The 19,205-nt window shown below is 62.5% G+C and carries 16 protein-coding genes; 4 read left to right on the top strand and 12 right to left on the bottom strand.

The window, feature by feature from the left end:
- The first annotated feature begins 2 nt into the window (after positions 1-2).
- From V5E97_RS01940 to V5E97_RS01930, 3 genes are all read left to right on the top strand, one after another.
- Positions 3-1,916, top strand: a complete 1,914-nt coding sequence (locus tag V5E97_RS01940; protein WP_406697598.1) for a hybrid sensor histidine kinase/response regulator — start codon at positions 3-5, stop codon at positions 1,914-1,916.
- Positions 1,917-1,962: 46 nt separating this feature from the next.
- Complete coding sequence (locus tag V5E97_RS01935; protein ID WP_406697597.1) at positions 1,963-2,355, top strand: hypothetical protein; 393 nt, start codon at positions 1,963-1,965, stop codon at positions 2,353-2,355.
- A 330-nt stretch (positions 2,356-2,685) separates the two neighbouring features.
- On the top strand, positions 2,686-3,285 hold the full coding sequence (locus V5E97_RS01930) for a chalcone isomerase family protein (RefSeq protein ID WP_406697595.1): 600 nt from the start codon (positions 2,686-2,688) through the stop codon (positions 3,283-3,285).
- 157 nt (positions 3,286-3,442) lie between these two features.
- Here V5E97_RS01930 and cheB read toward each other — a convergent pair whose 3' ends face one another.
- The 11 genes from cheB to V5E97_RS01875 form a co-directional block, all read right to left on the bottom strand.
- Positions 3,443-4,555, bottom strand: a complete 1,113-nt coding sequence (cheB, locus tag V5E97_RS01925) for a chemotaxis-specific protein-glutamate methyltransferase CheB (protein WP_406697594.1) — start codon at positions 4,553-4,555, stop codon at positions 3,443-3,445.
- 6 nt (positions 4,556-4,561) lie between these two features.
- Positions 4,562-5,422, bottom strand: a complete 861-nt coding sequence (locus V5E97_RS01920) for a CheR family methyltransferase (protein ID WP_406697593.1) — start codon at positions 5,420-5,422, stop codon at positions 4,562-4,564.
- Between the two features lies 1 nt (position 5,423).
- Positions 5,424-5,936 (bottom strand): chemotaxis protein CheW, encoded by a 513-nt coding sequence (locus tag V5E97_RS01915; protein WP_406697592.1) that lies wholly within the window; start codon positions 5,934-5,936, stop codon positions 5,424-5,426.
- A 94-nt stretch (positions 5,937-6,030) separates the two neighbouring features.
- Positions 6,031-7,842, bottom strand: coding sequence for a methyl-accepting chemotaxis protein (locus V5E97_RS01910; RefSeq protein ID WP_406697590.1), 1,812 nt, complete (start codon positions 7,840-7,842; stop codon positions 6,031-6,033).
- Entirely contained in the window at positions 7,842-10,169 is a 2,328-nt protein-coding gene (locus V5E97_RS01905) for a chemotaxis protein CheA (protein ID WP_406697589.1), read from the bottom strand. The genes V5E97_RS01910 and V5E97_RS01905 overlap by 1 nt, the downstream gene beginning before the upstream one ends.
- 633 nt (positions 10,170-10,802) lie before the next feature.
- Positions 10,803-11,168 carry a response regulator gene (locus V5E97_RS01900; RefSeq protein WP_406697588.1) on the bottom strand — a complete coding sequence of 122 codons (366 nt, stop codon included), beginning with the start codon at positions 11,166-11,168 and terminating at the stop codon, positions 10,803-10,805.
- Between the two features lie 102 nt (positions 11,169-11,270).
- The gene (locus V5E97_RS01895) at positions 11,271-11,576 is read right to left on the bottom strand and encodes an STAS domain-containing protein (RefSeq protein ID WP_406697587.1); all 306 of its coding nucleotides are present in this window, start codon (positions 11,574-11,576) and stop codon (positions 11,271-11,273) included.
- A 132-nt stretch (positions 11,577-11,708) separates the two neighbouring features.
- Positions 11,709-12,392, bottom strand: coding sequence for a PP2C family protein-serine/threonine phosphatase (locus V5E97_RS01890; protein ID WP_406697586.1), 684 nt, complete (start codon positions 12,390-12,392; stop codon positions 11,709-11,711).
- A gap of 272 nt (positions 12,393-12,664) precedes the next feature.
- Positions 12,665-12,877 carry a response regulator gene (locus tag V5E97_RS01885; protein ID WP_406697585.1) on the bottom strand — a complete coding sequence of 71 codons (213 nt, stop codon included), beginning with the start codon at positions 12,875-12,877 and terminating at the stop codon, positions 12,665-12,667.
- A gap of 210 nt (positions 12,878-13,087) precedes the next feature.
- Positions 13,088-14,224 carry an iron-containing alcohol dehydrogenase gene (locus V5E97_RS01880; protein WP_406697584.1) on the bottom strand — a complete coding sequence of 379 codons (1,137 nt, stop codon included), beginning with the start codon at positions 14,222-14,224 and terminating at the stop codon, positions 13,088-13,090.
- 224 nt (positions 14,225-14,448) lie between these two features.
- The gene (locus V5E97_RS01875) at positions 14,449-14,772 is read right to left on the bottom strand and encodes a tetratricopeptide repeat protein (protein ID WP_406697583.1); all 324 of its coding nucleotides are present in this window, start codon (positions 14,770-14,772) and stop codon (positions 14,449-14,451) included.
- Positions 14,773-15,395: 623 nt separating this feature from the next.
- On the opposite strand from V5E97_RS01875, the gene V5E97_RS01870 reads away from it, so the two are divergent.
- The gene (locus V5E97_RS01870) at positions 15,396-16,673 is read left to right on the top strand and encodes a trypsin-like peptidase domain-containing protein (RefSeq protein WP_406697582.1); all 1,278 of its coding nucleotides are present in this window, start codon (positions 15,396-15,398) and stop codon (positions 16,671-16,673) included.
- An 888-nt stretch (positions 16,674-17,561) separates the two neighbouring features.
- Here the strand turns inward: V5E97_RS01870 and V5E97_RS01865 are convergent.
- Entirely contained in the window at positions 17,562-18,428 is an 867-nt protein-coding gene (locus tag V5E97_RS01865) for a YoaK family protein (protein WP_406697581.1), read from the bottom strand.
- Positions 18,429-19,205: the final 777 nt, after the last annotated feature.

The following is a 19,205-nucleotide window of genomic DNA, read 5'->3' as shown; positions in this document are numbered from 1 at the left end:
TTGTGAATATTCTGCTCGTCGACGATGATGATGCGAAACGCTATACCATCGCCAAGATCCTCAAGCGGGCGAACTTCGAGGTCCGGGAAGCGACGACGGGAAGCGAAGCCCTGCGCCTCGTGGATGAGAAGCCCGACCTGATCATTCTCGACGTCAAGCTCCCGGACATTAGTGGGTTCGAGGTCTGTCGGCTGATCAAGGCCAACCCCGCGACAGCCACCATCCCCGTGCTTCACCTCTCCACCACGTTCGTCGAGATCGAGGACAAGGTGCACGGTCTGGAAGGGGGAGCCGACGGCTACCTGACCGATGTGCTGGAGCCCTTGGAACTGATCGCCACGGTGAAGGCACTGCTCCGCGCCCGACGAGCCGAGGAGGCTGCTCAGCTCACGGCCCGACAGTGGCAGGTGACCTTTGATGCAATTAGCGACGGCGTCGTCTTGCTCGACGTCGACGGGAAAATGGTGCAGGTCAACCAGGCTCTGAATCGGATCCTGGGCGAGTCGTGGAACGCGCTCGCTCCCACGTTTCATGAGGTTCTCGGCGTCTTGCCGAACCGGAGCGATTCCCCCTTCCTGCGGATGCTCGAGACCAGCCAGCGCGAGACCGCCGAACTGAAACGCGGGGATCGCTGGCTTCAGGTCGCCGTTGACCCGGTGCGGAATCACGACGACCAGATCAAGGGCGCGCTCTGCATCATCTCGGATATCACCGATCGGATGCGGATGGAGGCAGAGTTGCGGCAGCGGGCCGACGAGCTCGCGGCGGCCGACCGCCGCAAGGACGAGTTCCTTGCGATGCTCGCCCACGAGCTGCGTAATCCGCTGGCTCCGATCCTCAATTCGCTCGAAGAGATCCGCCTGAACCAACCCTCCGACTCGGCCATTGGGCAGGCGCTCGGCGTGGCCGGCCGACAGGTCCGGCACATGTCCCGACTGCTCGACGATCTCCTGGACGTCTCGCAATTCACCCGAGGAAGGATCCGGCTTCGCAAGGAGCCGATCGACCTGGCCGCGCTCGTGCCGCACGCCGTCGAGACGGCTCGCCCTTTGATCGAGTCGAACGGTCAGGAGCTGACTGTCACGCTGCCAGGCCAGCCCGTCCGGCTGGAAGGGGATCCGACTCGACTGACGCAGGTTGTGGGGAACCTCTTGAACAACGCCGCCAAGTACTCCGGGCCGGACGGCAGGATCACCCTGAGTCTGGAGCACACGGGGGAAGAGGCGGTGCTGCGGGTGCGGGATACCGGTATCGGCATGACCGCAGAGATGCTGCCTCGCGTCTTCGACCTCTTCTCACAGGCGGATCTCTCGCTCGATCGTTCCCAAGGGGGGCTCGGAATTGGCCTGACCCTGGTCCGCAGCTTGGTCGCGATGCATGGTGGGAGCATCAGCGCTTCTAGCCCGGGGCTGGGACGCGGGAGCGAGTTCGTCGTGCGGCTGCCGGTCCTGGAGAACGACGCGCTCTTGCCGATCGCCGGGACTGTGGCCCCGGCCGAACCGTCGGTCGCCGGTCCGCGGCGTGTGCTTGTCGTTGATGATCACGAGGACTCCGCGCTGAGCCTCTCCCGAGTCTTGCGGCTCTGGGGACACGACACCCACGTCGTCCATGACGGGCCGGCGGCCATCGAAGAAGTCGCCACCAACCGCTTTGACCTCGTCCTACTCGATATCGGCTTGCCAGGGATGGACGGCTACCAGGTGGCCGAACATCTCCGGAAACTCGCGGGAGCCGAAGCCCCCGGTCCGGTCATCGTCGCCCTGACGGGGTACGGTCAGGAAGAAGATCTGCGTCGGGCCTGGCTCGCAGGCTTCGACCTTCACATGGTCAAGCCCGTCAGCCTCGACGACCTCCGCCAACTCCTCGTCCAACCCGACCTGGCCTGCCTTCGAGCCCGCCGCGAACTCCTGGGCTAGCCGACTCCGCGGGAATCCTTCCGTAAGGTTTAAAAAGGCGAGTCTCATGCCGGATCCCTCGTCAGACGAAGCAATGATGGCCTGGATCGACAACCCGTATCGATCGCATGACGCTCCGCTCGTTCCCGTGTCGAGGAAGTCATTGATCCTCCCGCTCCGCTGGTCATTCATCGGAACCGCCATTGGCGGTTGCCTGGGAGTGGTGGCGGTCCTGGTCATGGCCCTCGTCGTCCTGAACGTCCCGGCAACGGCGGGGGAGAGTGACGAGGTGGGACCCATGCTCGTTGCGGCGCTTCCTGCCTTGGCGATTGGTTTTGTCCTGGCCTGCGCTGTGGTCGGCTTGTTCGTGGGATTGTTGATGGGAACTATCACTTGCATGATGGTCCGGCCGAGTCAGTACGCGTTCGACGATCGCACCGCGCAAGGCTTCGATCGATGAGGCACCGGCCACACGGGGCAAAAAATGGGTGGCATGAAAAATCGTTGATTTTGATGTGTTGTGATGGCTGGGTTTGGGGCACTCTCCGTTATTTCGGAATCGGCAGTCAAGTGCCAGGGGACCGAGCACGGAACCTCCTTGTGGGACTGTGATTTTTCTCGGTTCCAGCCGGCAATCGGCCTGGTGAGATCAATTGTAAGTCCGGTTCTTTTGATGTTGCTCTTGCACGATCATGCCACTTCCGGCATCCTCTGCCGCAAGTCAGGCTGGCGGGCGCTTGGCACCCGCTACCGGTCCGGGTCCCCCCCCCAAGAGACTGGTGGAGATGTAATGATGATCTGCAGGAATGGATTCCTGGTGGCGATCCTGCTTGGTGTCTGCGGGCTGTCCGAGGCTGCCGAGCCTGGGATCACGGTGGGTCGGACGCGATATCCCTCGTCGATCAAAAGCCACGTAGGTGGTCGGCCGGTGACGATGGTTCTGACCGGCGCGGCGATGCGGACGAAGTACACCTTCAAGGTGTATTCGATCGCGAGCTACGTGCAGGAGAAGACGGCTGTGCGGAACGCCAGCGAGTTGGTGAGTGCTGATGTTCCCAAGCAACTCTGCCTCTCGTTTGAACGCGACGTTGACGGCGATGCACTCTCGGATTCGTTCCGGGACTCAATCGGTATGATCCGTCCCGCGCCTGCCTTCGCAGCCGATCTGGCGAAGCTGACCCATTACATGAAGTCGCATCCGGTCAAGACGGGGAGCCGGATCTGGCTGAGTTATATCCCTGGCGTCGGGCTGGGATGTCAGGTCGCTGGCGCGCCAGAACTCAGGCTCCCAAACGTCGCGCTGGCGCAGACGGTCTGGGAGGTCTATCTTGGTCGCAAGAACCTGGGCGTGGCGATCCAGTCGGGGCTCACTTCGCACCTTTCAAGGTGAACCAGTCGCCGTCTTGGGGCACGACCGACCGATCGGACCTCAGTGACGGCGCGAGTCCGGGCGATTGCCAGGGGACCCAGGACAAAACGCCCGGACCGACCGTGCGACTGGTGTAGGTTCGGCGAGTCCGGAACCGAGCACGTGTCGGAATGGTTGGTCAGTGCCATGACCCGGTGTCGGAGCCGGCATTCCAGGCCATGACGGCGGCGGCGATGCGGTCGAGCGGGGTGACGAACTTGGCGGCGCCACGGCGAATGGCCTCGCGGGGCATGCCGAAGACGATGCAGGTGGCCTCGTTTTGAGCGATCGTCATCGAACCGGCCTCGCGCATTTCGAGGAGGCCCCCTGCCCCGTCGTCGCCCATGCCGGTCATGATCACGCCCGCGGCGTGGGGGCCGGCCGCCTGCGCGGCCGAGCGAAAGAGGACTTCGACGCTTGGCCGGTGTCGACAGACGGGGGGGCCGTCGACCAGTTCGACACGGCAGCCGACGCCGGTCCGGCGCACCAGGCCGTGCTGGTCGCCCGGAATGATCAGGACGCGGCCCTGGCGGATCGGCTCGTGATGCTTGGCTTCGGCCACTTCCATCGCGATCTTGGGGTCATTGTTCAGCCGAGACGCGAAGGCCCCGGTGAAGTCGGGCGGCATGTGCTGCACGATGACGATGCCGGGCGCATCGGCGGGGAAGTCCGCGAGCAGGTGTTGAACGGCCTGGACGCCGCCCGTGCTGACACCGACGACGACGATCCGTTCGGCGGTGCCGGTCCTCGGGTTATAGGGGACCTTGGGGAGAATGGCGTCGGCTGTGTGCCGCGGGTCGGTCGACGATGCTCGCTCATCGCGCATCGGGATCCGGCCTGCCCGCGCGGCGTTCCGCAGGCTTTCCAGCAAGTTGTGCGACCACGCGTTCAGCCGGCCCGCTTCACGCCAGTCGGGCTTGGCGATCACTTCGACGGCTCCCATCTCCAGGGCCGTCACCGCCCGCTCGGCCTGGTCGGTACAGAGGACGACCGGTAACGGGTGCTGACGCATCAGCTTTCGCAAAAACGTTAGGCCGTCCATCCGCGGCATTTCAACGTCGAGCAGGATCAGGCCGGGGACCGACTTACGCAGGAGGGCCACCGCTTCATAGGGGTCTGCGGCCAGAATCACGCGGAACCGAGTATCCGTTTCGATGATCGATTTGAGACGCTGACGGACGACCGCGCTATCGTCGACGACCATGACGTCGATGGGAGCGGGAGTCGTTCCGGAACGCTCAGTCGGTTGCATGGTGGTTCACATTTCCTTGCCATAGATGGATGGGGAAAGTTTGCGGAGCGAGGCCGGGACGGCCGAGAGGATTTCACCGTTGCCCATCGCGAGCCAGCCTCCGGTACGGAGGTGTCGCGCCAGGCGATTCATGAGAACCATCCTCTCGTCATCGGCGAAGTAGATCGAGACGTTGCGGCAGAAAATGAGATGGAAGTCGGCAGGGAGCGGCCAGTTGGCGTTGCGGAGGTCGACGTGGCGGAATTTGATGAGGTCGCGGATCTCGGGGACGATTCGGTATGAGCCGTCGCGTGGTCCCCGGCCACGAAGAAAGAAACGGCGGAGTCGCGCGGGGGGGACCCCTTTGACCTCGTTCTCGTTGTAGATCGCGTTGGCCGCCGCCTTGAGCACCTCCAACGACAGGTCGCTCGCCCAGATCTCCACGCGTTGTGGTGAGAGGCTGGGGATCGTCTCGGCCATGACCATCGCCATGCTATACGGCTCTTGGCCGGTCGAGCATCCCGCCGACCAGATCCGGATCGGATGCGTCGCTCCTTCTTTCAAGAGAGTTGAGATGTGTTCGGTCATGAGCGTGAAGTGCGCAGGCTCACGAAAGAAGGCTGTATGGTTGACCGTGCTGAGGTCAATCAAGAGCTGGGTGCCGGGCCCGGTCGGGTCGAGTTTGAGCACGCGTTCGCAGAACTGGGTGAAGCTCGTGAATGCTTTCGCCTGGAGGCGAGAGCGCAACCGCGCCTGGAGCAAGCCCATGCGGTGCGGCTCCAGGGTAATTCCGATCTGATGCCGCAAGAAGGAAACGATGGGCGCGAAGTCGGTCTCCGACCAAGAATCCGCCGGTGGTGTCGGAGGTGGCTGATCCGTTGGCGCCACGTCAGAATCCCCCACCATTGAAGTGCGCGTTCAGCGACTCGAGCGCTGCGAAGACGCGATCCACGTCCAGGACGAGCAAGAATCCCTCTTGGTGACGGATCAAGCCTCGAACAAATGGGGTGGCTTTGCCCAGACCGAGTTGCGGCGCCGGTTGGATTTCCTCAGGAGTAAATTCCAGGACGTCGGAGACCCGATCGACGAGTAGGCCGGTCACATGAGCCGTATTAGCGGATAATGACTCAACCATCAAGACGCTCGGTGCACGCACGGGCTGCAGCTCGATCGGCAGCTCAAACGGGATCCGCAGGTCGTAGACCGGGACCACGTGCCCCCGGAGGTTCAACACCCCCCGCAACGACTTGGGGCCGCCGGGGACGTGAGTCATCGTGCCGACGTCGAGGACCTCTTGAACCCGCATGACCTCCAGCGCATACCCTTCTCCGCCGAGTCGAAAGATCACGTACGATTGAGCACGTTCCGATTCTTGAAATGGTTCGGTCACGGCCTCAGCCATCGCCGGCCCCTTTGCTCAACCTTCACGAACGGATGAAAACGCCGCGTTCTGCGCTCCGAGTCAACGGCCTCGGCCTCGATTCGATTCAGTTCGATTAAAACCGCTCGAAGTTGTCATCGTCATCCAGGTTCACGACGACTCCGCCTCCGTTATGTTGCGGTCCTCCGAGGTGGCCGCCGTGCGTCCCGGAGCCGCCTCCTTGGGGCGGGGGGTGCGAAGGGAGTTGCGCGGGGGGAGCGACATGATTGTCGTGACCGAGTCCGCTCGCGGCTCGGTGGGTCGAGATCGGAAGCCGTCGATGGATCGGGTGCAGCGAAGGTGAGGGGCGATGAGGCGGCCCCTGCTCCGCATGGCCGTTGGCTTCTCCGTTGAGTTGGAAGAAGTCGACGTGATGCTGGAGCGTGGTGGACTGCCAGGCCAGGTCGCTGGAGGTCGTGGCCAGCTCGGTGCTGGCCGCTGCGTTCTGCTGCACGACCTCGTTGAGCTGACTCACCCCGACGTTGATTTCACGAATCGCGGCCATCTGTTCCTGCGAGGCGGCCGCGATTTCCTGGACGAGGTTCGAGGTGTCGCGGATCATCGGCACGATCCGGTCGAGCAATTGCCCGGCGTGCTCCGCCACGGCCACGCTGTTGCCGGCCAACTCGCCAATTTGCTGGGCGGCGGCCTGACTTCGTTCCGCGAGCTTGCGGACCTCACCGGCCACCACGGCAAACCCTTTGCCTTGCTGTCCGGCGCGTGCCGCTTCGATTGCCGCGTTCAAGGCCAGCAGGTTGGTTTGATAAGCGATGTCCTCGACAACGGTGATCTTCTGGGCGATCTGCCGCATGGCCGTGACTGTCTCCTGAACGGCCTCGCCCCCTTTCTCGGCCTGGCTGCTGGCCTGGTTGGCGGTCTTGGCGGTGTCTTTGGCGTGCTGCGCATTCCGCGCGACCGACGCGTCCACCGAGTGGAGGCTCGAAGCGATCTCCTGGATCGTCCCCGCCTGCTCGGTGGCCCCTTGCGAAAGCTGTTGGGCGCTTGAATTGAGCTGGCTGCTCGCCGTCGAGACCGAGGCGGTCGCCCCCCGGATGTGGCTGACGACGTCGGCCAGTTTGTCCACGACCCCGTTGATCTGCATGGCGAGCTGGCCGAGCTCGTCGTTCCGCTGCACGTGCGCGCGGTTGTTCAGGTGCCCCTCCCGGAGTTGCTGCGTGATCGCCATGATCTCGTGCAACGGCTTGACGAATCGCCGGCCGAGCCACCAGCCGAGAACGATCATGAGGACCAGGCAGGCGCCGACGATGATGACCGTCCTCGTCCAGATCGAGTAGATCGTCGCAAAGGCCTCTCCTCTGGGGACAGAGACCAGGACGCCGTGGCTCGAATTCCCCTTGAGCCGTAAGGGGGCATAACCGACGACTTCCGGCACGTCGTTGGGGTCGTTCGGGTCGGTGATCTGGACCGCGCCCGAGCCGTTATTGAGCACCGAGCCGAGTGGCCCTTGGGGGCGGGCGGCGTCAACCGGCCGAGCATAGCGCAAGGTGCGGTTCGCCGTGCCGGGGATGTCGATCATCCCGTCAGGCTTCCGATCGACGAGGACCTCTCCTTTGGGACCGACGATCCAGATTCGTGAGTTGGTGCTCAGGCCGAACTGGAGCATCGCGAGGTCGAGAATGCCGTTGAGCTTCGCCTTATCAATGGTGGTGTCCCAGGCCGGTTTCTCTTCGTTGTTGCTGTTCTGGCTTTGCGCCAGGAACGCCGTGATCCGATCGCTGATCGACGTGGCGGCGAGTCGGATGAGCATCAACTGTTTCAGCTTGAAGTCTTCAGCCGCGTCCAGCGCGAAGGACGCGATGACGAGGGACGGCACCAGGCCGAACAATACCAACGCTATCGTGATTTGTTTTTGTAGGGACATTTTCATTAAAAACCCTCCGCTCTGCCGCCGGCAGGGGGCGTGGTATGATTGTCGGCCGTGCGAGACTCAGCCACGAGCGCCGCCAGGTCGAGGATCAGGGAGACGGAACCGTCGCCCAGGATAGTGGCCCCCGAGAATCGATTCATACCGACCAAGCCTTCGCCCAGGGCCTGGATGACGGCCTGGACGCGTCCGAGCAAGCGATCGACGGTGACGCCGACCCGCTGGCCCGCATGTCTGGTCAACAGGAGTTCCTGACGGGCAGGCGGTTCGCCGCTGGCGAGAAAGAGTTTGCGGAGCGGAACCATGGGCACCAGCTCGCCCCGGACTGTGACGCAGGGGCGGCCCTGCGACAGCGCGGGCTTCGACCCATTCAGCGACACGCACTCCTCCACCTGAGCCAGCGGGACGACGTAGCGGCTCCCGGCCGTCTCGACGAGCAGGCCGTCGATCAAGGCGAGCGTCAGCGGGAGCCGGAAAATGAAGGATGTGCCGGTGCCGGGGGTACTCTCGACGGCGATACTGCCGCGCAGGCTCCGGACGGCGTCACGCACCACGTCGAGCCCCACGCCGCGGCCCGAGAGTTCGCTGACCTCGTCGCGCGTCGAGAAGCCGGGCTCGAAGATCAAGGTGTCGACCCGCGGGTCGTCGGGGGACGTGCCGACCGGGACCAGCCCTTGCTTGATCCCCTTCTGGACGATCCGGTCACGGTCGAGTCCGCGGCCGTCATCAGTGACCCGGATCATTACGCGATCCCCTTCGTGTCCGGCCGTCAGGGTGATCCGCCCCGCCCGCGGTTTGCCCACGGCTTGCCGCTCTTCAGGTGTCTCCAACGCGTGGTCGACGCCGTTGCGGATCAAATGGATCATCGGCTCGCCCAGACGCTCGATGATCGTGCGGTCCAGGCGAGTCTCTTGCCCGATGATCCGCAACTCGATCTCTTTGCCCGACCGATCGGCCAGGTCGCGGACGACCCGCGGGAAGCGCGAGAACAACTCATCGACGGGGACCATCCGGAGGTCGAGCGTGGTATCGCGGATCTGTCGGCTCACTCGCTCCAGCGACTCCAGTGTATGGATCCAGGCCTGCGCCTCGGGCCGCTCGCGCAAGCCTTGCAAGTTGTCGGACAGCACGGCCAGCACCCCGGCCAGGCCGACGAGATCGTCGAGCTGTACCGCATCCACCCGGATCCGCGCGGCCGTGCGGTGCCCATTCATGTTCATGGGGAGAGGAGCCGCCGCCGGTTCAGGTGTGGGCTTGGCCACCACGGGCTCGGGCTCGGGATTGTGAGGGGGGGAAGCGGGAACCGGATCAGCTCGAGGGGGGCGGCGGCTCTCGGGAACGGCTGTGATCGCTGCGGGCGTGATCGCCAGCGTCGGTGGAGGGGGTTGTGCCAGCAGGCTCCCGTCGGCGGTCTGCCGTTCGATCGAGACGATGCTGTCTTCGGCGACGAAGAGGAAGACGTCGTCGAGCCTGTCGGCCGGCTCAGTGGTCTTCAGCTCGATGATCCAGACCAGGTAACAGCGTTCAGGGTCGATCTCGTCGAGCGGCGGCACGAGGTCGGCGTCCGTGCTGACGACTGCCTCCCCCAATTCTCGGAGCTCGTCGAGGACCCCCAGCGGATTGACCCCGCGCCTTAGGGTGTCGCGCCCCGGCTTCAGAGTGATCCGGTATTGCCCGTCGGCCAACCCGGTGGAGGGGGGGATTGGGAGTTCGTCGGGACGTAACGGGACGCTCTCTTTGGCCTTCTTGGTTCGGGAACGAGGAAGGGACTTGGCGTTATCTTCCGATCCGCGGGGCGTCGATCTCCGGTTTCGCGCTGCCGGCGGCATCGGAGGATTCGGCTTGTTCTGTTCGGACGCAGGGGGTGAAGGCGGAGGGTCGAGCCCCGTCGGCGCTGGTGGCGGATTCGCGTTTGGCGGCGATTGAGGAGGCGGCGGTGTCTGATCGGGATCGCGGATCAACGCGGCGAGACGCTGGTTCAGCTCGGAGGAGGCGGGCACGGGCTCTCCCGCTGCCTCTCCCTCAACCATCGTCGCCAGGTGATCCTTGGCTTCGAGAAGTGTGGTGATGATGTCTGAATCGACCGCGAGCTTATCCGTGCGGATCCGGTCAAGCACCGTTTCGAGGCCATGGGTGAACTCGGCGATGGCTCCGAGTCCGACCATCCCGGCCGCGCCCTTGATACTGTGCGCTGCGCGAAACGTCTGGTCGAGGTGGGCACGGTCCCCTTTGAGTCGCTCTAACTCCACCAGCCCTTCTTCCAGGCCGATCAGGAGTTCGCGTGCCTCTTCATAAAACATCAAGCGGAATCGATCGTCATTAGCAGCCAAGATGCAACCCTTCGTTCGATCCACGGCTCCAATTCTAATCGGGCACGACGGACGATAGGCAGGGGGCTGTGACTTCTTCTCGGACAATCCGTTCCCATTACAGGATGTCAGGGCACAGAATGCCCGCAAAATCGTCCCGAGGAGCGAGTTTCTTTTGCCGTCTCGGAGGGGCGTTCGGCTTTAGAAGGCCACGGCTCGAGACGATTGACCCATTGGCGCTAACATGCGTAGGATTTGCGTTGCTATGGAATCCTGTGGTTTCGGTTATGACCGTGATCCGCGACCTAGCGAAAGAACTGAGGATTCTTGCTGTTTCCGCAATAGGTTGGCTTAGCAGTAGCACGGCCGGCCCGGCCGTAATTCCCACGGGTCGGCGCAAACCCGAGGATCGCCCTGGACCGAGGGGGATACGGCCGGGCCGGCCGTGCTTACTGATTCGACCGAACCGGAAATCCATCGAGATTCTCGCCCAGTCGCGGATCGTTGAAAAGTGGCATGTCTTTTTCTCGCTCCTAGGCCATGAACGACAAATGACTCCCCAGTATTTATTGCATAAAAATAAGGTTTTGTGATTCCAGAAATCGCGATCCCGGTGGCTCGACTCCGCTGCGTGCAACCCCGTCGTGGCCTGTATCAAAGCGGCAGGGAACGCCGGATCCATCGCCGCAAGTGTTCCGGGTCGGTGGGCTTGACGATCCAACCGGTGACTCCCTGGCGACGCTCCGGTTCGATGTCGTTTGGGCGCCGGGTGGAGAGGATCAGCACCGGCAAAAATCGGTACATTGGCAATTCTCGGACGGCCGCCGCCAGTTGCAGACCGTCGAGGTTGGGCATCTCCAGATCGGTCAGCAGCAAGTCGCAATGGGATTCGCGCAACACTTGCAGAGCGGCCGTTCCATCGGCGACCGACACAACTTTGATGTCCGAATCATTTAACTGCTCAGCCACCCAGCGACGGACTGCGGAGCTGTCGTCGGCATGCAGTATCGTCATACCCATGAACGTATCATATCGTGTTAGACTCCGCCAGCGGCACTCCTCGCCTGCACCAATCCCCACCCAGGTTTGCCGACCGTCAGAGAATTCATGGCTCTTGAATCGTTAAAGAAAGGTGTCGGTGACACTGGACAGCCAGTTTGATAACCCGGATCGTTCGGCGATCTCGGCACAGACTCGAGGAACGTTCACCAGCCGAACTGCCTGGCCCGCGCGCCGACCGGACGCGGTCGCCGAAATCATGAGTTGCAAACCCGCTAAGTCCCAGGGACCCGTCGTTTCCAGGTCGATCCGCAGGTCCTTGCCCACGGCGATCGCCGCCAACAACGACTCGCGAATCTCAGCCAACTCGTAGAGCGTGGCCGGACCCGAGAGTGAGACGGTATGAAATCCGAGGTCTCCCAAGGACATGGCGCAACCCGCCGGAGGTGGGGCCCGATCGGGCTGCCCTCCCCCTCTTTCTGAATTTTTACTTCGTCCTTCGAATCCGATCTCTTCTCGAACCGATTCAGTCTATCACGCACCGATAGTCAAGGGGAGCAATCACCTTGCGGGATATTGGAGGACAATGATATTGATGTCGTCCGATGCGCGACCGGGAGAGGTGTGGATGGCCACGGCCTGGTCGACCTGGTTGAGGATTTCCAACGGATCGGCGCCATGGTGGGCCTGGAGAACCGTCGTCAGACGTTGTTCGCCAAACAGGATGTCGCTGGGATCCATCGCATCGGTGAGTCCATCGGTGTACATGATTAGCGATTCGCCCGGCGCGAGCCGGTCGGTGTCGCCGGCCGTGCCGTCCACCATGCCGATACCAAGCATGCCTGGATTGGAGTTCAGCAATCGAGGGCCGTTCGGGCCGACGATGATCGCGGGCGGATGTCCCACGCCCGCATAGCGAAGCAGCCCGGTTTCCTCGTCGGCGATCAGGTAAAACCCGGTGCAGAAATACCCTTCGGGAAAGAATTGCTCCCCCGCGACGTCGAGGCCGGCCAGCAGTTCCCCCGGCTCCAAGACCGCAACTGACAAGGGGGCCGCGAGCGTTTTGACCATGCCGGAGAGCATCGCCGAGTTGACGCCGTGCCCTGAGACGTCGGCCACCAGAATTCCGAGCCGCATTTTGTCCAGGCGGTAAAAGTCATAGATATCCCCTCCCAATTGATTGGCTGGGGTGTATCGGACCGCCACCTGGAGTACCCCGCGGGGCTGGGGAGGCCGGGGCATCATCGCCTGCTGCACCTTGCGGGCCAGGTCCAGCTCGAAGCTCAGCTTCTTGTGGGCGGCCTCGAGGAGTCGGTTCCGCTCGGCGAGCTCGCTGCGGAGGTCGGCAATCCTCAGGTGGGCGCGAATTCGGGCGAACAGTTCCTTGATATCCTCGGGGCTTCTGGGTTTCTGGATGTAGTCGTCCGCCCCAGAGTCGAGACCGAGTACCTTATTCTCGGTTTCGCACAGAGTAGTGAGCAGGAGTACGGGGACCGAGCGTAGGTCTACGTCGGCCTTTAGCTCGCGGCAAAGCCCGCGCCGTTCAACTCGGGCATCTCGAAGTCGGTCAGAATCAGGTCGACGAGCGGGATCTCACGAGCCTTGGCGAGTCCCTCTTTGCCGTCTCTGGCGAGAGCGATTTCGTATCCCTCGTCCTGGAGTAGGGTCGAGAGCATTCGGCGCATGGTAGAACTATCTTCGACCAGCAAGATGCGACGCGACGCCATCATCCCGATCTCCTCTGCCACGTCCGGGAGCGACTGGCTCAGGAACGCTTGGATCGTTTAGGGATTATCAGAATGAGTAAGAAGTACTCACGATACGAAGCGGTAGGCTCCACTGTCTAGAGGCGCATGCCTGGGGACCAGCCTCGAAAAATCGGGAGCCCTGCCCCAGTTCGCTCGATTCAAATCGGTGTCTCGATCGAAGTGGTTCGGGCCTCACCAAGCCCGATCGAGCAGTTCTTCCATGTCAGCCTGGGTGCAGGGACGCGGGTTGGTTTTGTGGCAGTGGTCGAGCATGGCCAGGCGGGCATACTCGGCGATGCGGTCGCGACTGAGTTCTGGCAAGTCGCGGAGTCGCTTCGGGAGGGGGAGCCGGATCAGGACCAGCTCGGTCAGCGTGATCAGGTGCGCGGGGCCCTCGCCGCTCCGCCCCAGGCCGAGTCGGGCCGCAAGGTCGGACAGGCGGGGGACCGCGGCTTCGCGGTTGAACCGCAAGGCATGAGGGAGCAGGATCGCATTGAGCGTCCCATGATGGACTCTCCCCTCCGAGCCCAGGGCGTGCGACAAGGAGTGGATGACGCCGAGCCCCTTCGTGAAGCTGATCCCGCCGAGCAGAGCCCCCATCATCAATGCTTCGCGCGCCGCCTGGTCCGTCCCGTTGCGGGCGGCGGCCTCAAGGCCGCGCGAGATGTATCGCAGGCCTTCGAGCGCAATTCCATCACAAATCGGATGAAACGTGGTGGAGAGATAACTTTCAATGCAATGCGTGAATGCGTCCATGCCGGTGCCCGCAGTCAGGACCGGCGGAAGGTCTCGGGTCAGTTCAGGGTCGCAGAGGGCTACGCTCGGCAACAAGTGGGGGCTGAGGGCGATGGTCTTGCGCCCGGTCTGCGGAAGCTGGATCAGGGTGCCCCGCCCCGCCTCGGTTCCCGTCCCAGCGGTGGTCGGGATTGCGGCCATCGGCGGCAGGTTGGGGGTGATCCGGTCGAGCCCGCCGGTCGTCAGGTCGTAGTCGGCCAGACGGCCTGGGTGAGTGACCATGAGGCGGACGGCCTTTGCCGCGTCGATCGGGCTCCCTCCGCCCAGCCCGACCAGCCCGTCACACCCTTGCGCGTGGTAGCGGTCCACCCCGGCCAGTACGTCCGCTTCGGTCGGGTTCGCTTGGACTTCCTCGAAGATGACCGGATCGTCCAGCCCCGAGAGAACGTCGTCAACCAACCCCGTGGTTCGCAAGCCGGGGTCGGTGACCACCAAGGGGCGGCGAACGCCGAGTCGGGCCAACTCTTCGGCCAGTAACCTCCGCGCACCCGCTCCGAAGAGGATTCGGTTGGGAAAGGTGAATGTCGCGGACATCGCGGCTCCGTCGCAGGCGGCTTGGCTTGGCGTTGATTCAAAAGCGGACTGCGCGGAGAATTCAACAAGAACCTAGCCACGAAAAGTCACGCCAATTCTCAAGCTAATCCTCTAAAAGCTCAAACACTTGTGGACTATCTCAATGCGGCGATGTCCGCAGGTGAGTTTTCCGAAGGGGATTTCGGTGTTTCCGGGGAGGGATGATTCTCCCGCTCCCCTCTGGGTCAACCGAGTTGTGCGAGCAGACCATCCATCTCGCTCGCCGCGTGCCAATCTCCCCGCGTTTTGGCTTTCTCGATGCCTAGCTGGAGGACCTCGACAGCTCGGCTCGACTCGCCCGTTTCCATGAATGACTGGCCGAGTTGCTGATAGGCCGCCACCTGGTCTTCGGGGTGGTCGGCAATCAGTGCGAGCAAGCGCTCACGCCCTTCTTCGACGTCCCCCTCGCGCAGGCACTGCAAGGCGAGCCCGTATCTCAGAAACGAGTCGGCCGGATCCTCGGCGAGGCTCTGTTCCAGAGCCACTCGGCGAGACGATTTTTCCGCCATCACACCCCCTCGAACCTGGCGCAACGCCGGCACGCCTTCCGGGCCGAACAACCTGCTCAAGCCTAACGGCGGCAACGGCAACCTGTCAACCAAAGAGAACGCGTTCCTGCTTGGTCAATTTACCTGATCCCTACCTCTTGTAACGAGGTGACAGTGCGTCTCGGGACCTCAGTCTGGCCAACCGTCAAAATCGGCCCCAGTTAATCGGTGTGATCGTTTTAGGTTTTCTAGGTTCGCCGTAAAAGAGGTTTGCTTGGGCTAAATGGTAATATGGGTAGAATTTATCGAAAATTAAGATAGATAGGGAAGCTGGGTTAAATCTGGTCGTCTGCACTCAAGCCGGGTATTCGGGTAACCCGATCCAAAGCTAGTCGGAAGCCTGGTTTCGAGAGGGTTGCGATCTGAAGTCGTAGCGAGGCTTTCGGATCATTGAACGAGGATCCTCGGCTCGCGCTGGGCCGTCGACCTGGCCCAGTCATTCCCAAGTGGGGACCATCACCGTGCCACTGCTCTTGAAGCGACGCAGACCGGAGCGAGTCTGGAGTTTAGCGCTCATAGGTCTGACGGTCCTAGTGTGGCCTGCGCCTTGTTCGGCCTGGGCTTCCTCACGACGGACCCCTGTGGTGGAGGCCGTCCAGAAGGTCCAGCCCTCCGTTGTGAGTATCTCCAGCGAGAAGAAGGCCTCGTCGTCGAGCCGCTGGCCGTTCACGGCGGAAGAGAATCAGCGTCCCAGGGTGAGCGGGATGGGGACTGGCGTCATTGTCGACGGCCATGGCTATATCCTGACGAATCATCACGTCGTGGATAAGGTTCAGGGCATTGAGGTCCACCTCGCCGATGGGACGAGTTACCCGGGGCACGTGGTTCAGCATGACGAGGCGATGGATCTGGCGATGGTCAAGATCGACGCCAACCGTGCTTTGCCTGCCGTGACGCTCGGCTCGTCGGCCGACCTTTTGGTCGGGGAAGACGTCATCACGATCGGTAATGCGTTCGGCTACGAGAACACCGTCTCGGTCGGAATCATCAGTGCGTTGAACCGCAACGTCACGCTGTCCGACGAGCAGGTCTATCGTAACTTGATTCAGACCGACGCCTGCATCAACCCGGGAAACTCGGGGGGGGCGTTGGTGAATATCGATGGCGAACTGATCGGGATCAACGTCGCGGTTCGGGCCGGAGCCCAAGGGATTGGGTTCGCGCTGCCGATCGATGACGTCAAGCGGGTGGCGGCCGAGATGCTCAGCACCCGCCGGCTTGCCTCCACCTGGCATGGCTTGGTGGCCGACGAAACGCGGAACAGCGCGGTGCGCAAGGTCGAGTTGGTCGACGTGCAGCCGAACAGCCCGGCGGCGCTCGCGGGCTTCCTGGCTGGCGACCAGGTGGTCGGCGTGGGCGACCTGGAGGTGCGTACCCCCCTCGATATCGAGCGGGGCCTGCTTGACTTCCGTGCCGGTCAGCAAGCTTCGATCCGGATCCGCCGCAAGGGGCAGGACCAAACGGTGGCGCTCGGGCTCCAGCCCCTGCCCCGCACCGCGGCCCCTGTCGAAGCCGGCGAGCAAGTGTGGAGGACGCTTGGCCTGAAGACGACGCCGGTCACGCCCGAGTACGTGGTGGCTGCCTCGCCCAAACTTCGCGGCGGCCTCTTCGTCCAGGCCGTCTCACCCGGAAGCCCGGGTGCTCAGGCTCAGATCCAGAAGGGGGACATCCTGGTTGGTGTCAATGTCGGCGAGCGACACTGGGAGACGATCCGCCCCGACAACATCCTTTTCATCTTGCGGCAGCCCGAGGTCACCCAGTCGCAGCTTCTCCAGTTCTATATCGTTCGCCGTAACGGCCTCCAGCGCCACTCCATGAGCGTCGCCGAGGTTGCCACCACTCGCCAAACCTTGAGCCGTTGATCGTTGAAGCCGGAGGCGCAACGCCTCCGGTATTCTCCATCGTTCGACCTTGCCCCCCCAGGTCGGCGCGGCGGTCCGTTGCCTGGCGGTCTCACCTCATCTCACTTCCACCGGCCTTCACGCGTTGAATCCTCCTGTCGCAAGTTGGTGCATCCGTCGAGTGCGTTGACGTTGAGGAAAAAGTAGCACGGCCGGCCCGGCCGTAATTCGATATTGGGCCGGCGCAAGCCCGCGGGGTTGTCATGGGCCTGGGGAAATTCGGCCGGGCTGGCCGCAATTCGATGTGGGTCGGCCCGCCTGAGATTGAGAACTTGCCGGATGCACCACTCCAGCGGTCTCCGGTCGGATGGGGCGTCGGATCATGGAGACCGATTCACCTGTACGGACCGTTCTTTGCGGCTGGGGCCTGCGACCCCGGTCTGGTGATTCGCCCCGGGGGCACAGACCCCGGCGACAACGACAACGACGTGAGCGACTCGAGGGTAAACCGCTGTGATGTGCGCGGTTATTCTTTCCTGGTGAAGCGATTCCGCTCGATGACGAGATCGCGGCCGGTTTGGGGCTCATCGCCAAGCAGGGTGTGACAGCCGCCCCTTCTCTCCTTGGAACCGCGGGCGCCCCGGCTGCATTTCTGTCACTCTTGAAGAGTTGGCGGGGTGCCCGCGTACCCAAGGAATTGGATTCAGCCGAGGGACGCTTCTGATCCTCTCCAGGAAATGGCAGAGTCCGACCGTTTCGGGTCGGACTCGTTGGGCGATGGGGGTTTGATGCCTGGTCTGAAGCGAGCTGCTCGCAGGTGGATAAGCTCAGGCAGAGATCAAGATGTCGTTCCGTGGAGACGCTTTCTCGCAGCTCGCGCGGGCAACCCTCCCACGTCAAACCGGGCCATTAATGCCGGCCTGGTTCTACGGAGACTGCCGGATTGTTGTTGCTCGCTGGAGCCGAGGCTCCGTTTTGCACACTCACGGGTTCCGCCGGAACGAGCAGCGAGGCTGTGTCACCGGTTGCATGACGGGTAGCCTCTGGTTTATGTCCCTTCATCAACCGGCGAACATACCAGACGAGGAAGAGCGATATTGCACAGGGAACCGCGAAGCCCTCGTAGGTTAACTCCGTGAAGATCAGGGCGGCGATGAGCGACCCGCTTGAGAATGCGATGACGATTTTGACTCTCAGCCAGTTCATCGCAATGAGCTGGCCTCGCTCCGGGTTACCGACCTCGAGTGTGAAGATCTTCGAGATGTTGATGCCAATATCCGTGATCGGCCCCGTCAGGTGGGTTGTGCGGACCTGACCTTTTGTTACGCCGGAGAAGAGGCCGTTCTGGAGCCCGCAGGCGAAGCACAGAATGAAGAGGAGAAAAAAGTCACGCTGGAGGACCAGAGGTTCTCCGAACGTGCCCAGATACTCGGTGAATTCGCCGAGGTAGATGATGAGATTCAGGACCGCCAGCGTGATGATCCCGCCTTCGATTCTCGGCGTTTGGCCAAGAATGATCCTCCGGTCGACGATCCAGCCGGCAACGATGGCGCCCGCCAGAAAGAAGACGGGCGCCAGGGCCATTTCGAAGGCGCCCAGGTATTGCTTCTGGGCGAGCGCGACTCCCACGTACGTGCCGTATCCCGTGATGTGAGAAACAAAGCGGTGGACCGCCAGAAATCCGCCAGCGTTCATGAAGCCGCTCTGGAAGGCCAGAAACAGCCAAAGAACCTGATTTCGCTGGGCAACCACTCTTGTGAAAACATCCATATTCATGCTGTTATTAACTCGTGTCAGGCCGCTGTCGATTGTCGAGCTCAGCGGATCAGTCGTCCGTCACGCCAATTTTCTTGGGGTAGATTCGTTGCAGAAGCAGTGAAATCTGCACGATCTCAAGTGGTTCAAACGGCAGAGATTTGAGCGTGACGGACGACTCGGTCCACCAATTACGATCGGGTCAGCAGACCTGAAGCGGGTTATCCTCCCCTCGTCCTCGATCGGTTACCGACCCGCGTCTGCGAGTCGTCTCCCGGAGGCGGGTGGCTCTGGCCAATCAGTGTGTTGCGTGGGTTCAGCATGAGATCCGGAGGCTCCGTCACTGGATCACGAATCCGCAGGTCCCAAACGAGAAGGCATCCGCCGAAAGCCATGACGATGATCGGCTCGCTGTTGGCTGGGGCGATCCCGGCGTTTGTTCGATTGGCCGTCGCAGCGGGCGGCTGAGTCGTCTCCCAACGACTCGAGTTCTCCTGACGTCCGCCCCACTCGTCAGGCTCTCAACGACCGGATGATCCGTGGTCGCGTAGGGCCCTGACTCCTCGTTCACCATTGTTTTAAGAGCCACGCGAGGGGGGGCTCCCAGCAGCACGAACCGCTCGAAAACGGATCGTTTTGGGCGACCGGGAATCGCGTGGCCTCACTTAATGGAAGCAAGACGCGTACCGTGGCGCCAATGAATCAAGTATTACTGCCTTTAGATTTCGCAACCTCTTTGTTTTTCAGTATTTATCGTGTGTTTTTGGGTTCGCCGCGGCAGAATTACGACGAGAACTG

It is taken from the genome of Singulisphaera photorubra, assembly GCF_045290345.1.
Lineage (GTDB): Bacteria > Planctomycetota > Planctomycetia > Isosphaerales > Isosphaeraceae > Singulisphaera.
This window is presented reverse-complemented; position numbering and strand designations above follow the sequence as displayed.

Coding starts and splice junctions, on each gene's coding strand:
- V5E97_RS01935 (WP_406697597.1), top strand. CDS start 1,963: ATGCCGGATCCCTCGTCAGACGAAGCAATGATGGCCTGGATCGACAAC.
- V5E97_RS01930 (WP_406697595.1), top strand. CDS start 2,686: ATGATGATCTGCAGGAATGGATTCCTGGTGGCGATCCTGCTTGGTGTC.
- cheB (WP_406697594.1), bottom strand. CDS start 4,555: ATGCAACCGACTGAGCGTTCCGGAACGACTCCCGCTCCCATCGACGTC.
- V5E97_RS01915 (WP_406697592.1), bottom strand. CDS start 5,936: ATGGCTGAGGCCGTGACCGAACCATTTCAAGAATCGGAACGTGCTCAA.
- V5E97_RS01910 (WP_406697590.1), bottom strand. CDS start 7,842: ATGAAAATGTCCCTACAAAAACAAATCACGATAGCGTTGGTATTGTTC.
- V5E97_RS01900 (WP_406697588.1), bottom strand. CDS start 11,168: ATGGGTATGACGATACTGCATGCCGACGACAGCTCCGCAGTCCGTCGC.
- V5E97_RS01895 (WP_406697587.1), bottom strand. CDS start 11,576: ATGTCCTTGGGAGACCTCGGATTTCATACCGTCTCACTCTCGGGTCCG.
- V5E97_RS01890 (WP_406697586.1), bottom strand. CDS start 12,392: ATGATGCCCCGGCCTCCCCAGCCCCGCGGGGTACTCCAGGTGGCGGTC.
- V5E97_RS01885 (WP_406697585.1), bottom strand. CDS start 12,877: ATGATGGCGTCGCGTCGCATCTTGCTGGTCGAAGATAGTTCTACCATG.
- V5E97_RS01880 (WP_406697584.1), bottom strand. CDS start 14,224: ATGTCCGCGACATTCACCTTTCCCAACCGAATCCTCTTCGGAGCGGGT.
- V5E97_RS01875 (WP_406697583.1), bottom strand. CDS start 14,772: ATGGCGGAAAAATCGTCTCGCCGAGTGGCTCTGGAACAGAGCCTCGCC.
- V5E97_RS01865 (WP_406697581.1), bottom strand. CDS start 18,428: ATGAATATGGATGTTTTCACAAGAGTGGTTGCCCAGCGAAATCAGGTT.